This window comes from Psychromonas sp. KJ10-2 (assembly GCF_047323255.1).
GTDB lineage: Bacteria > Pseudomonadota > Gammaproteobacteria > Enterobacterales > Psychromonadaceae > Psychromonas.
Genome location: NZ_CP178827.1, coordinates 701385 through 714201, shown reverse-complemented (window position 1 = coordinate 714201; position 12817 = coordinate 701385). Strand labels below are relative to the sequence as shown.

The window sequence follows — 12817 nt, the reverse complement described above, 5'->3', positions numbered from 1 at the left end:
GAAGTTAACCGATTAAACTTATTGACTATAACCGTCTAAGAAATTGGCTATTTTATTGATCGCCATCTTCATCTCATCAACACGAGGTAAACACACAATCCGGAAGTGATCAGGTTTATGCCAATTAAAGCCTGTACCTTGTACAATTAGAATCTTTTCTTCAGTCAATAAGTCCATTGCAAAACGTTGATCATCTTTAATGTTAAAACGTTTTTGGTCTAGTTTAGGGAATAGATATAACGCACCTTGCGGTTTGTTACAGCTAACACCAGGGATATCATTTAATAGTTTCCATGCCGTTTGTGTTTGGTCATATAAACGTCCGCCAGGTACGGTTAATTCGTTAATACTTTGGTAACCGCCTAATGAAGTTTGAATCGCATGTTGCATTGGTACATTTGCACATAAACGCATACTGGCGAGTATCTCAATGCCTGATATGTAATCTCTGGCTTGTTTTTTAGCGCCACTGATCATCATCCAACCGACTCGGAAACCACATACTCGATAGGCTTTTGAAAGACCGTCAAAGGTGACGATTAAAATATCATCAGCCAAGGTCGCTAGTGGAATATGCACCGCATCATCGTAAACAATTTTTGAATAGATCTCATCGGAGAAAACAATTAAGTTATGTTGGCGTGCTAACTCGACGATTTGCTCTAACAACTCTTTACTATATACGGCACCAGTAGGGTTGTTTGGGTTAATTAACACAATGCCCTTAGTACGAGAGGTGATTTTTGATTTGATATCGTCAATGTCAGGGAACCAGTTAGATTCCTCATCACAAACATAGTGTACGGCTTTACCACCAGAAAGGTTGGCTGCCGCTGTCCACAAAGGGTAATCTGGCGCTGGTACTAATATCTCATCGCCATTATTTAATAAGCTTTGCATCGCCATCACAATCAACTCGCTTACCCCATTACCAATGTAAATATCATCAGTATCTAGCGATAATAAGCCTTTGGCTTGATAATGTTGCATGACCGCTTTACGTGCTGAGAATAGGCCTTTACTGTCACAATAACCTTGGCTTTTTGGCAGGTTCTTGATCACGTCCATTAATACTTCTTCTGGGGCTTCAAATCCAAATGTGGCGGGATTACCTATGTTCAATTTAAGAATACGTTGGCCTTCATCTTCCAGCTTATTTGCTTGTTTTAGCACTGGACCACGAATGTCATAACAGACATTATCTAATTTGTTTGAACGAACAATTGAATACATTTAAACCCCTTAACCCCTAATATTTTATGCTTAACACAGCGTGTTAAAGTAACCTATCTGGTTAAGTTAGTGAAGGTGAATTACTGAAAATCATCATGTTATTGTTTATTAATGAGCTAAATTCAATTATTTCATATTAAGTATGAATAAAATTAACTTTTATGGAATAATCAATATTCACTTGTAAGGTTAATCATGATTGAATTTAAACACTTAAAAACATTATCCACCTTAAATAAAGCGGGTAGCCTAGTGGAAGCTGCTAAACAATTACATTTAACGCAATCTGCACTTTCTCATCAATTAAAAGAGTTAGAGCAACGTTTAGATTGCTCTTTGTTTATTCGTAAATCACGACCAATCCGTTTTACCATTGCTGGTTTACGGATATTAGAACTTGCCGATCAAGTTTTACCGCAGATCCAACAGGCTGAGCGTGACTTATCACGTTTTTCATCAGGTGACGCAGGGCGTTTACATATGGCTATTGAATGTCACTCTTGTTTTCAATGGTTGATGCCTGCCATTGATGCTTTTCGTGATAGTTGGCCAGAGGTGGAGTTAGATTTTTCTAGTGGTTTTAGCTTTTTACCATTACCTGCTCTGAAGCGTGGTAATTTGGATCTGGTGGTGACATCGGATCCGAAAGTGATTGAAGGTATTAGTTATATCCCACTGTTTAGTTATCAATCTATGTTGGCGTTGAGTCGTCATCACCCCTTAGCGAATAAAACCTTTATTGATGCAGAAGATCTAAAAGAACAAACATTGATTACTTATCCAGTTGAAAAAGAGCGCTTAGATATCTTTAATGGCTTTTTAATACCAGAGGAAGTTAATCCTGCAAAAATACGTCAAGTGGAAATGACCATGATGATGTTGCAATTAGTGGCCAGTGGGCGAGGTGTAGCTGCGTTACCTAATTGGGCGTTATTCGAATATCTGCAAAAGGATTATGTAGTGGCTCGTCGTCTTGGTAAAGAGGGGGTATGGAAAACCTTATATGCCGCGGTACGTGAAGAGCAGAAGAGTTTAGCCTTCATCGAAGATTTTATCAGTACTGCAGTTGAAAGCTGTTTCAGTAATTTAAAAGGGATTAAGTCTGCTTAATCTTACTAGTACCGTGATAACAAACGACATGCGTTAAATAAATATTTAAATACTAATTAATAGAGAAAATAATATGAGTAGTTGTGATGTACCAGGCTTAATGCCTTTAGCGGATGCGATTAAAAAAATGCAAGATACACTCTGTAATGTGTGTGAGGTGATCACCTTACCTCTATCTTCGGCGTTAGGTTATACCTTAAGTCAGGATATTATTTCGCAACAAAATGTACCGCCTTTTAATAACTCTGCAATGGATGGTTACGCATTGCATTGTGATGACTTAATCGATTGTTCTGTCATGCAGCCCATCTCTCTCATTGAAGTAGGTAAGTCATTTGCTGGCGCTCCCTTTGAAGGAAGCATTCAACGAGGACAATGTATTCGCATTATGACCGGAGCAATGATACCGGATGCGTTAAACTGTGTGGTGATGCAAGAGCAAGTAACCGTTGATGGCGAGACTATCACCTTTGTGAATGCACCTAAGTTACATAACAATCTACGTTTTACTGGTGAAGATATAAGCGTAGGGCAAACGGTGTTATCAAAAGGCCATAAATTGACACCTCGTGATATTCCTTTATTAGCCTCTTTAGGTTTTTCTGAATTACCTGTCTATCGTCAATTAAAAGTAGCGGTTATGTCATCGGGTGATGAGTTAAGACCGTTAGGTTCTAAGTTAGAACAAGGTGAGATTTACGATAGCAATAGATATAGTATTATAGGACTTCTATCCCGTATAAATGTTGAAGTGATTGATTTTGGCATTATTAAAGATGACTATAGTGAAATTAAAGCTGCATTAATCAAGGCTGATCAACAGGCCGATGTTGTGATCACAAGTGGCGGAGTTTCCGTTGGAGACGCGGATTTCATTAAACAAGTGCTTAATGAGATAGGTGAAATTGGATTCTGGAAACTAGCAATTAAACCAGGAAAACCTTTTGCTTTTGGCAAGCTTCAAAACAGTGTGTTTTTTGGGTTGCCAGGAAATCCGGTTTCCGCTATCGTGACACTATATCAATTAGCAGTGCCAGCAATGGCTAAAATGAGTGGAGAGGCGGTAAAAGCACCACTACGCTTAAATGCAGTATGTATTGATACATTACGTAAAGCACCCGGAAGAACAGATTTTCAACGTGGTAACTACTCAGTGAATGAACAGGGGCAGTTAATTGTAACAACCACAGGAAATCAAGGCTCTGGCGTGTTTAGCTCAATGAGTCAGTCAAATTGCTTTATTGTCCTGGAACAAGACAGAGGCAATATTGCAAAAGGTGAGACGGTAGAGATTGAACCGTATAGCCAATTAATGGATTAATGGGTAAGCAAGATCGCTTAAACAGAATATTTAAAATAAACAATAAAACTACAAGTTAACTAATAGGCACAACGGTGTGCTCAGGACATATTATGATTAAAACAGATGATTTGAAAATAACAGCGATTAAAGAACTATTACCCCCTATTGCTTTACTAGAAAAATTTCCAGCAACAGATGCAGTAAGCCAAACAGTTGCTGATTCGCGTAACGCTATTAGCAATATTTTAAGTGACAAAGATGACCGTGTATTAGTGATTATCGGTCCTTGTTCAATTCACGATACAGAAGCTGCACTTGTATACGCTGATAAGCTAGTTGCACTGCGTGAAAAATATAAAGATACATTAGAAGTTGTTATGCGTGTTTACTTTGAAAAGCCACGTACAACAGTGGGTTGGAAAGGTTTAATTAATGACCCTGAATTAAACGGTACGTTCAACATCAATAAAGGTCTACGTACAGCTCGTAAACTTTTATTAGACATTAACTCAAAAGGTTTACCTGCAGCGACTGAGTTCCTAGATATGATCACACCGCAATACATTGCTGACCTTATGTCTTGGGGGCAATCGGTGCACGTACGACTGAATCACAAGTTCACCGTGAACTAGCTTCTGGTCTATCTTGCCCAGTTGGTTTCAAAAATGGTACAGACGGTACGATTAAAGTAGCGGTAGATGCGATTGGTGCTGCTAATGCTTCTCACCACTTCTTATCTGTGAACAAATTTGGTCATAGTGCGATAGTAGAAACAGCGGGTAACCCTGATTGTCATATCATTCTACGTGGTGGTAAAGAGCCTAACTACAGTGCAAAACATGTTGCTGCTATCAAAACTGATCTTAAAAAATCAGGTTTAGCTGAAACATTAATGATCGACTTCAGCCATGCAAACTCTGAGAAGAAATTCGAAAACCAAATGAAAGTACTTGATGACGTATGTGGTCAAATTGCTGGTGGTGATAAAGCAATCTCAGGTGTCATGGTTGAAAGCCACTTAGTAGAAGGTCGCCAAGACCTATGCGAAGGTGTTGCACCAACTTACGGTCAAAGTATTACTGATGCTTGTATCGGTTGGGATGCAACAGAAACACTACTTGCACAACTATCTGACGCAGTGACATCACGTCGCGGTTAAGAGTAACGATTTGTTAATTGTATAAAAGCACTGTGAAAACGGTGCTTTTTTTTGCCTGTTTAATATGCTGCAGATGTGGATTAAGTAAAAAATAATGACAATAAAGAAAAAGCCGATAATGGTATTAGGTTGTACAAGTGATGCAGGAAAGTCACTGATTGTGACTGCAATTTGTCGCCTATTAGCAAATCGTGGTGTGAAGGTTGCTCCTTTTAAAGCACAAAACATGAGTAATAATGCGGCAATCACTGAAGATGGCTCTGAAATTGGTCGTGCGCAATATCTACAAGCGATCGCAGCAAAAACCACACCGTCAGTATTGATGAATCCGGTATTATTAAAACCCAGTGCTGAGACTTTTAGTCAGGTCATTATTAACGGTAAAGTTGATACCGCTATCTCCAATATGCCGTGGATGGCCAGAAAAAAGCTGATCTGGCCTAAAGTGGTGATTGCATTAACTGATATTCAAGCAGAATATGAGCAAATTGTGATTGAAGGAGCTGGCAGTCCTGCAGAGATCAATCTACGCGAAGGGGACATAGTTAATATGAGTGTTGCCTTAGCGTGTCAAGCCGATGTGTATTTAGTGTCAGATATCGATAGGGGTGGTTCATTTGCTCATCTCCTTGGAACTTGGGCTTGTCTTGCTGAAGAAGAACAAAAACTCATTAAAGGCTTTGTATTAAATAAGTTTCGCGGAGACCCAAGTTTATTAGGCAATGCAATGGACTGGTTAGAGGAAAAAACAGGTATTCCTACTGTCGCTAACTTACCCTATCATCGTCATCATTTACCGGAAGAAGATAGCTTTAGACTTGGTACAACATGGCAACATGGTGCTATCAACGTTGCACTTATCTATTATCCCTATGCTTCTAATATGGATGAGTTCGATGCGTTAACTTACCAAGATGATATCAATCTGGTGCCAGTGCAAACTGCTCAAGATTTATCAGTATTTGATGCAATTATTTTACCCGGAGTAAAAACAGCGGCAAAAGCTTAGCGCACTTACAAGCCGTGGGGTTAGACCAAGAGATTAAAAAATTTAGTCAAACAGGTAAGTTAGTATTAGGCATTTGTGGTGGTTTACAAATTTTAGGTTCTCAGATTAACGACCCATTAGCATTGGAAGATGGTGATAAACAGGGCTTAGGTATTATTAATCTCAGCACCACATTGGCGCACAATAAAGCAACAAAACAAAGAAAAATTAGCTGGTTAGGTCAAACAATAGACGCTTATGAAATTCATCATGGCGAAAGTGTGTTATTAAATGATAGTGTTGAGCCGTTTATCGATCCTGATATCGGTTGGCAACAAGATAATATCTATACCTCATACCTACATGGCTTATTTGATAATGCCGTTTTTTATAACTGGTTTATGGAGAAACTGGGCGGTGCACAAAATGGTATCAGTTGGAAATCACATATTGATAAAGAATTGGACAAACTAGCTGATATGTTTGAAAAGCATGGCTGGTTATAGGGATATTTTTGTTCATTTACACGTTTTAAAATAGGAGGGATACTTGTTTCAATATCGTAAGCGTTTTTCAATTTACTGCTTTTTGTTAAGTTCATTTTTCGGCGTTCCCGTATGCGCTGCAGAAAGCGCACTTGACTCTATTGAAGAGTCTTTTGCTATATCTACACTGATGTCAGACAGTGAAGCATTGACCTTTGGTTTTACCAATTTTGATATAGAGTCTGAGGATCCTGGTTTTGGTGATGAAGATTCATCAAATTATAAAAATAGTTTAAATGTATTTGTTATCCCTTACACCTGGGATCTAGAGCCTAAAAGTGATGCCTGGGATCATGCCATCACAGTGCGTGCTTTTTACATTAATACGGAAAGTGACAGTGAGATTTATTCTGGAGTTGATGATACAGCTAAACAGGAGACTATGGGTATTTATGGTAACTACTCACAATTTTATCATGTCACTGATAATTGGTATGTTACTTCTGCATTAGGTTTTCACCTTACTTATTACAGCAATGAATATGATTATGGCGATGGCTTTCCTGAAGATGCTATCGATGAGTTAGACGGTGATACCTTAAATATCAGTGCATGGGCGCTGATAACTGAACCAGAAGTGGGCATCGGCTACGAGCGAGAAGAGAAGTGGGGGACCTGGCGCGCACATAATAAAACCAATTATATTTACGGACAAAGTTTTGCTGGCACCATCAATGACAAATACAGTGTTAACCCAGAAGGTTGGCGTGTGACAAATGGTGTGGAATTTACCGTTGGCGTACCGGAACTGTGGGGCGTGAATGACTTTTTAACCATAGATTTCAAAAGAATTGATCTCTTTGGTGACTTAGAAGCGATGGCTGACGATGGTTATTACTATGAAACCAGTGTTGGCTGGGTGATTGATACTAATAATAAAATTCCATTTTTAGATAATATTGGGATTGGTGTATCAGTTAACTATGGTAGTTCAATCAGTGGTGCAACCGTCGTACTTTATTGGAATGAATAAAGTACGACACAAAATACGACTTAAGAATATTATGGGTTGAGTCTATTGATAACCCATTCTTGTCCTGATTTAGTGTAAGTAAAGCGGTCGTGTAAACGATCGGCTTTACCTTGCCAAAACTCAATTTTTTCTGGGATCACACGGTAGCCACCCCAAAAATCAGGCAAAGGGACAGTTTGACCTGAAAATTTATTTTCGTAATATTTCACACTATCAACCAGTGTTTGTCTTTCATCTAATACTTGGCTTTGTTTTGAAGCCCAAGCACCAATTTGGCTGCCTCGACCACGAGAATGGAAATAAGCTTCGGACTCAGCATGACTTACACGCTCAATTCGCCCTTCAATTCGTACCTGACGTTGCAGTATATTCCAATGAAACAACAAGGCAGCAAAGGGGGTGGCGTCTAACTCTCCGGCTTTACGACTGCCGTAGTTAGTAAAGAATACAAAACCTTGTTGATCCACTTCTTTTAATAACACCATTCGAGAAGAAGGGCGACCTTGTGGGCTACAAGTCGAAACAGACATAGACTCTGGTAACACAACCCCAGTTGATTCCGCTTCTTTTAACCAATCGTTAAAGAATTGAATTGGATCGTTTGTTGTGGTTAATGCTTTATTTTCGATCAATACACCTTGCCCTAAGGTGAATGCACAACGAAGTTTGCTCAGTAATGACATGGTTTATCTTTATTAGTTAGATTGAACATAAAGGGAAGTGTATAATTTGTATTTACCCTTGTCGATCATATTGTTTTATGAGATTTTTATTGTATGTTCCAACCGTCAAAAAACGAGTTTGTTAGCCAAGATTTAATTCAGATATTTAATCAGCAGTTTTTTCAACAATATAATACTGAGCTGGTGTTAGGTGATGACGAACCCATTTATTTACCTGCTAATGATGAATGTTCATATCATCAAATTGTTTTTGCCCATGGTTATTTCTCTAGTGCTTTGCATGAAATATCGCATTGGTTAGTGGCCGGTGAGCAACGACGTTTACAAGTTGATTATGGCTATTGGTATGAGCCTGATGATCGAGACCAAGCACGACAAGCTGAGTTTGAAAAAGTAGAAGTGTTGCCGCAAGCTATAGAATGGATATTAACGGTGAGTTGTGGTGCGGACTTCGATGTAAGTAGTGATAATTTAAGTGGCATTGTGATTAATCGCTTAGCCTTTAAACAAAAAGTCTATCAAAAAGTATTATGGTTATTAGAGAAAGGTGTATGTGAACGAACACAAACCTTGATAGACGCATTGCAAAAAGCCTATCAAACCCCTAATTTACAACCTGAAAACTTTGCTTATCAAGGTATGTATCAACTCGTTGAATAATCATTTAATAAAGTGAGAAAGCAGATGAAAAAAGTACTGATTGTTTGTTTAGGTAATATTTGCAGGTCGCCAACCGCAGAGGCTGTGCTAAGGGCTAAAGCTCAGCAAAAAGGAGTGGCGTTAGATATCGATTCTGCAGGCACTATTAACTATCATCAAGGCAATAATCCAGATGCCAGAGCAGTCGCAGCGGGGGAAAAGCGCGGATATTCATTTTCAGGTATTAACTCACGGGGAGTCACTACACAGGATTTTTCTGACTTTGATTATATCCTAGCAGCGGATCAAGAGAATAAGCAAGATTTACTAGAGCGATGCCCAGTACAACACCAACATAAAATCGCGTTATTTTTAGCATTCGCAGGCCTAGGTGAGCAAGTGATCCCTGATCCTTATTATGGGGGAGAGAAGGGCTTTGAATTAGTGTTGGATTTATTAGAAGAAGCCAGCGACAACATATTAGATAACATAGGTTCGAATGTAGATGGAAAATAAGATTTATCACCACCCAGTGCAAATATATTATGAAGACACGGATCATTCTGGCGTGGTATATCACCCTAACTTTTTAAAGTATTTTGAACGGGCTCGAGAACATGTTATTGGCAGCCAACGTTTAGATCTGTTGTGGAAAGAGCAAGGTTTAGGTTTTGCTGTGTATAAAGCAAATATGACCTTTCAAGATGGAGTAGAGTTTGCTGAAATATGTGATATCCGCACTAGCTTTGTTATTGATGGCAAGTATAAGACACTATGGCGTCAAGAAGTGTGGCGACCTAATCCAAAACGAGCGGCTGTGATTGGTGATATTGAAATGGTGTGTTTAGATAAAAATAAACAATTACAGCCCATGCCGGAATCGATTATTCAGTTGTTATCTAAGCCATGAACATTTATCTATTGCTTTGATGACAGACTCAGTTTTCACCTAAATAGCTGAGTGATACTTGCAAAATAAGACGTTATAAGTCATTTTAAGAAAAAATTAGAAGAGGGAATCTTATGTACTTTGCGCAAAATGATAAACGTTCATTTCATCGGATGGAGATAAATCTCCCGATTGAGATTGTAAAAGATGGAGTATCTTACCCTGGCACCTGTAATGATTTAAGTAGTACCGGGATGCGTATTACATTTAATGATTCAGGATTAAATACTGACCAGCAAGTTGAAATTTTATTAGAGACTACTGACAGTCGCTTTTTACCGTTACATGCCGTGGCGAAACTATTGCGTGTTAATCAAGAAGAGCAAGGTGGATATTCGGCAGCAGTAGAGTTTATCGAACTAAAGTAGCAGATATTTCTGCTACATCTGTCTGACCATGATGACTCAATCTTATTGAAATAGATGACTTGCCTCTAAGTAATTAATCTTCTGCTTACTATCACTAGCGCGACATAATGAAAGTGCTTGTGAATGTAGGCTGTCATGATAACAATGCCAAGCTTGCTCAGTATCTAACGGATAGTGAGCATTAAAAGCCACTTTAATATTTTGTGATGCCTGTTGTGGTTGATCGAGTATGAAATAAAATGAATCTAGCCCTAAGCTGATACCTATCCCTGTTGCTTTTACAAAAGCTTCTTTTAATGTCCAGATTTTAAAAAATGCCTGCTTTTGTGACTCTCCTTGTTTGGCCATTAACATAGAATGCTCTTGCTCGGAGAAGTAGCGTCTTGTGATTGGTTCAATGCTTACTCGTCGCTCAGGACTTTCTATATCACAGCCAATTTGATCATTAACACATACAGCAATGACCACTAGCTTATCGTTATGGCTAATGTTAAATGTTAATTTTTTTGGGTTATTAGCTAGGCTGGGTTTGCCGTGTTGATTGCGGATAAATTGATGTGCTTGAGGTGCGCAACCAATATATTGACTTAATACAAGGCGACAAAGCGCACGAGATATCAGTGCTATTTTTTTGCGTTGTTGTTTTTATAACTGGCTATCTTAATTTGCTCTTGCTCATTCAGCAGTATGGTGGCTTGCTTTTGCTTGCTATCAGTAAATTGCTCAACTGAAACTGACCATAGGTCGATATGGTTGTTTTGCAATTGTGATAGGGATGAGGGAGTTGAGTTCATCGTTTTGCCTAACAGATTGAAGATCGAGGAAAATACAGTGGTTAGAAATCAAAAAAGATAGCTAAGCTATCTTTTTTGGGGCAATTATAACGAGGTAAGTTGTCGTTATTTATTTGCTTCTGGACGTCTAAATGAATTGATTTGTTTATTCACTTCACGACGTTCTTTTGATAATTCAGCACCGGTAATAATGTGATCATCTACACGATCTTCATAATCCGATTGCATGTTTTTAATGATATTAACGATATCTTCATGAGTCATAGCCGGTGTAATGTACTCAAGTAAGTTGGTTAATAGGTCGACACGTTTACGGTTATCACGGATTTTTTTCTCGTTATCAATGATTTCACGTTTTAACTTGTTTTTACGACGCGTGTTTTTTACTAATTCAAGAACTGTACTCATTTATCACACCTTTTGATTGATAGTCTTACTTATTTTAAATCAACAATGAACTGCTTTGAACATTCATATAATGATTAAATTGCTGATTTGTATCATTGATTCAATTATACGCACGCTGATTATTTACGAAACACATTTTTTCAAAATTCACGCATAAATGATTGAAACTTTGACTTGACGGTTATTCTTGTAAATGTAATGGTTGTAATGAAAGTGACATAACTTATTGTTTATATAAAAATTGTAACAGCAATATTTTTTCAATAGAGGAGTTATTCATGACAGAAGCCGAACGCAAATTCTATATCCTTGATACCAACGTTTTATTACATGAGCCATTAGCCCTATACTCCTTCCAAGAACACAATGTTGTTATTCCAATGACAGTTTTAGAAGAGTTGGACCGCATTAAAGACAGACAAAAAGATGTAAGTCGAGACGCCCGAGTCGCTATACGTGGTTTAGAAAACCTTTTTGAAGACGCCACCACTGAGCAAATATCACAGGGGGTGAAAATAGACCACAAAGGGGTGTTATTAGGTGGTAGCATTTCTATATTTGCCGATCACCATGCCTCATTCCTACAAGAATCCTTTAGTGAGGATGAGCCTGATAACCGAATTATTAATACCGCACTGTACCTCCAAAAAGCAAAGCCCCTTCAAGAGTAGTTCTCGTCACCAAAGATATCAATATGCGCCTCAAAGCAAAAGGGGCAGGTTTAAAATATGTAGAAGATTACCGTACCGATAAACTCATTGATGATGTTGACCTGTTAAGCAAAGGTTATCAGCAAGTAGCAGGAGATTTCTGGGATACCATCAAGGAGTGTGAAACCTTCAATCGTGGTGAAGATACCTATCACCAATTAAAAACCGAATTAATTACCCAACCTTTTCCTAATCAATATATTCTCGATGAAAACCACGATTTTGTTGGTAAAATTACTGACCAATTCGAAGAAGGAGTTGAACTCCTAGATATTGGCTATGATCGCATCATGGGTCAACAAGCTTGGGGAGTCACACCTAAAAATATTTATCAAGGCATGGCCATTAATGCGTTGCTTGACCCTAGTATCGATTTAGTTGTGTTAACTGGCCCGGCTGGTTGTGGTAAAACATTACTGGCAGTGGCAGCCGCACTTGAACTAGTCATTGAACAAAAACAGTACGACAAAATTATTGTGACGCGTAATACTCCAGATATTGCTGAAAACATTGGTTTCTTACCGGGCACCGAAGAAGAAAAAATGATGCCTTGGTTAGCCTCAGTCACAGATACCTTGGAAGTGCTTCATAAAAATGACAACTGCAGTGCTAGCTCAGTGAATTACATTATGGATAAAGCTAATATTCAGTTTAAATCTGTTAACTTTATGCGCGGACGCAGTATTCAAAACAGTTTTGTGTTGTTGGATGAGTGTCAAAACTTAACGGCTTCTCAACTAAAAACCATTATTACACGTTGTGGTGAAGGAACTAAGATTGTCTGCTCCGGTAATCTGGCGCAAATTGATAGTAACTATCTAACACCTGTTACTTCAGGGTTAACTTATATTGTGGAAAGATTTAAGGACTTCGAAGGTAGCGCTAATATATTCTTGAATGGGGTGATAAGAAGCCGACTCGCGGAATATGCTGAAGAGCATTTATAATTATATAA

The 12817-nt window shown here is 38.4% G+C and carries 14 protein-coding genes and 3 pseudogenes; 11 read left to right on the top strand and 6 right to left on the bottom strand.

Annotated elements, in window-relative coordinates; genetic code table 11:
• Positions 1 to 18 precede the first annotated feature (18 nt).
• The gene (locus tag ACLKL2_RS03430; protein ID WP_413693381.1) at positions 19 to 1233 is read right to left on the bottom strand and encodes a pyridoxal phosphate-dependent aminotransferase; all 1215 of its coding nucleotides are present in this window, start codon (positions 1231 to 1233) and stop codon (positions 19 to 21) included.
• Positions 1234 to 1428: 195 nt separating this feature from the next.
• Between ACLKL2_RS03430 and ACLKL2_RS03425 the strand changes: the two genes are divergently transcribed.
• The 6 genes and pseudogenes from ACLKL2_RS03425 to ACLKL2_RS03400 all read left to right on the top strand — a co-directional run bounded on the left by ACLKL2_RS03425 (position 1429) and on the right by ACLKL2_RS03400 (position 7311).
• On the top strand, positions 1429 to 2343 hold the full coding sequence (locus ACLKL2_RS03425) for a LysR family transcriptional regulator (protein ID WP_413693380.1): 915 nt from the start codon (positions 1429 to 1431) through the stop codon (positions 2341 to 2343).
• Between the two features lie 73 nt (positions 2344 to 2416).
• Complete coding sequence (gene moeA / locus ACLKL2_RS03420) at positions 2417 to 3664, top strand: molybdopterin molybdotransferase MoeA (protein WP_413693379.1); 1248 nt, start codon at positions 2417 to 2419, stop codon at positions 3662 to 3664.
• Between the two features lie 89 nt (positions 3665 to 3753).
• Positions 3754 to 4805, top strand: a pseudogene (gene aroG, locus ACLKL2_RS03415) (3-deoxy-7-phosphoheptulonate synthase AroG).
• Between the two features lie 94 nt (positions 4806 to 4899).
• Positions 4900 to 5814 carry a cobyric acid synthase gene (locus ACLKL2_RS03410; protein ID WP_413693378.1) on the top strand — a complete coding sequence of 305 codons (915 nt, stop codon included), beginning with the start codon at positions 4900 to 4902 and terminating at the stop codon, positions 5812 to 5814.
• 14 nt (positions 5815 to 5828) lie between these two features.
• Positions 5829 to 6299, top strand: coding sequence for a hypothetical protein (locus ACLKL2_RS03405; protein WP_413693377.1), 471 nt, complete (start codon positions 5829 to 5831; stop codon positions 6297 to 6299).
• 43 nt (positions 6300 to 6342) lie between these two features.
• Complete coding sequence (locus ACLKL2_RS03400) at positions 6343 to 7311, top strand: Solitary outer membrane autotransporter beta-barrel domain (RefSeq protein ID WP_413693376.1); 969 nt, start codon at positions 6343 to 6345, stop codon at positions 7309 to 7311.
• A gap of 29 nt (positions 7312 to 7340) precedes the next feature.
• Here the strand turns inward: ACLKL2_RS03400 and pdxH are convergent, their stop codons facing one another.
• Positions 7341 to 7994, bottom strand: a complete 654-nt coding sequence (gene pdxH / locus ACLKL2_RS03395; protein WP_413693375.1) for a pyridoxamine 5'-phosphate oxidase — start codon at positions 7992 to 7994, stop codon at positions 7341 to 7343.
• 93 nt (positions 7995 to 8087) lie between these two features.
• Between pdxH and ACLKL2_RS03390 the strand changes: the two genes are divergently transcribed.
• The 4 genes from ACLKL2_RS03390 to ACLKL2_RS03375 all read left to right on the top strand — a co-directional run bounded on the left by ACLKL2_RS03390 (position 8088) and on the right by ACLKL2_RS03375 (position 9950).
• Positions 8088 to 8654: an elongation factor P hydroxylase gene (locus ACLKL2_RS03390; RefSeq protein ID WP_413693374.1), complete on the top strand. Its 567-nt coding sequence runs from the start codon at positions 8088 to 8090 to the stop codon at positions 8652 to 8654.
• A gap of 24 nt (positions 8655 to 8678) precedes the next feature.
• On the top strand, positions 8679 to 9149 hold the full coding sequence (locus ACLKL2_RS03385) for a low molecular weight protein-tyrosine-phosphatase (RefSeq protein WP_113817522.1): 471 nt from the start codon (positions 8679 to 8681) through the stop codon (positions 9147 to 9149).
• Positions 9139 to 9543, top strand: coding sequence for an acyl-CoA thioesterase (locus ACLKL2_RS03380; RefSeq protein ID WP_413693373.1), 405 nt, complete (start codon positions 9139 to 9141; stop codon positions 9541 to 9543). The genes ACLKL2_RS03385 and ACLKL2_RS03380 overlap by 11 nt, the downstream gene beginning before the upstream one ends.
• Before the next feature lie 113 nt (positions 9544 to 9656).
• Positions 9657 to 9950, top strand: coding sequence for a PilZ domain-containing protein (locus ACLKL2_RS03375; RefSeq protein WP_113817524.1), 294 nt, complete (start codon positions 9657 to 9659; stop codon positions 9948 to 9950).
• A 42-nt stretch (positions 9951 to 9992) separates the two neighbouring features.
• Here ACLKL2_RS03375 and ACLKL2_RS03370 read toward each other — a convergent pair whose 3' ends face one another.
• The 4 genes and pseudogenes from ACLKL2_RS03370 to ACLKL2_RS03355 all read right to left on the bottom strand — a co-directional run bounded on the left by ACLKL2_RS03370 (position 9993) and on the right by ACLKL2_RS03355 (position 11152).
• Positions 9993 to 10418, bottom strand: coding sequence for a 4'-phosphopantetheinyl transferase family protein (locus ACLKL2_RS03370; protein ID WP_413693372.1), 426 nt, complete (start codon positions 10416 to 10418; stop codon positions 9993 to 9995).
• 45 nt (positions 10419 to 10463) lie between these two features.
• A pseudogene (locus ACLKL2_RS03365) lies at positions 10464 to 10529 on the bottom strand (hypothetical protein); the annotation flags it as partial.
• 44 nt (positions 10530 to 10573) lie between these two features.
• Positions 10574 to 10744: a hypothetical protein gene (locus ACLKL2_RS03360; protein WP_413693371.1), complete on the bottom strand. Its 171-nt coding sequence runs from the start codon at positions 10742 to 10744 to the stop codon at positions 10574 to 10576.
• Positions 10745 to 10849: 105 nt separating this feature from the next.
• Positions 10850 to 11152 carry a DUF496 family protein gene (locus tag ACLKL2_RS03355; protein WP_413693369.1) on the bottom strand — a complete coding sequence of 101 codons (303 nt, stop codon included), beginning with the start codon at positions 11150 to 11152 and terminating at the stop codon, positions 10850 to 10852.
• A gap of 278 nt (positions 11153 to 11430) precedes the next feature.
• Between ACLKL2_RS03355 and ACLKL2_RS03350 the strand changes: the two are divergent.
• Positions 11431 to 12809 (top strand): annotated as a pseudogene (locus tag ACLKL2_RS03350) (PhoH family protein).
• Positions 12810 to 12817: the final 8 nt, after the last annotated feature.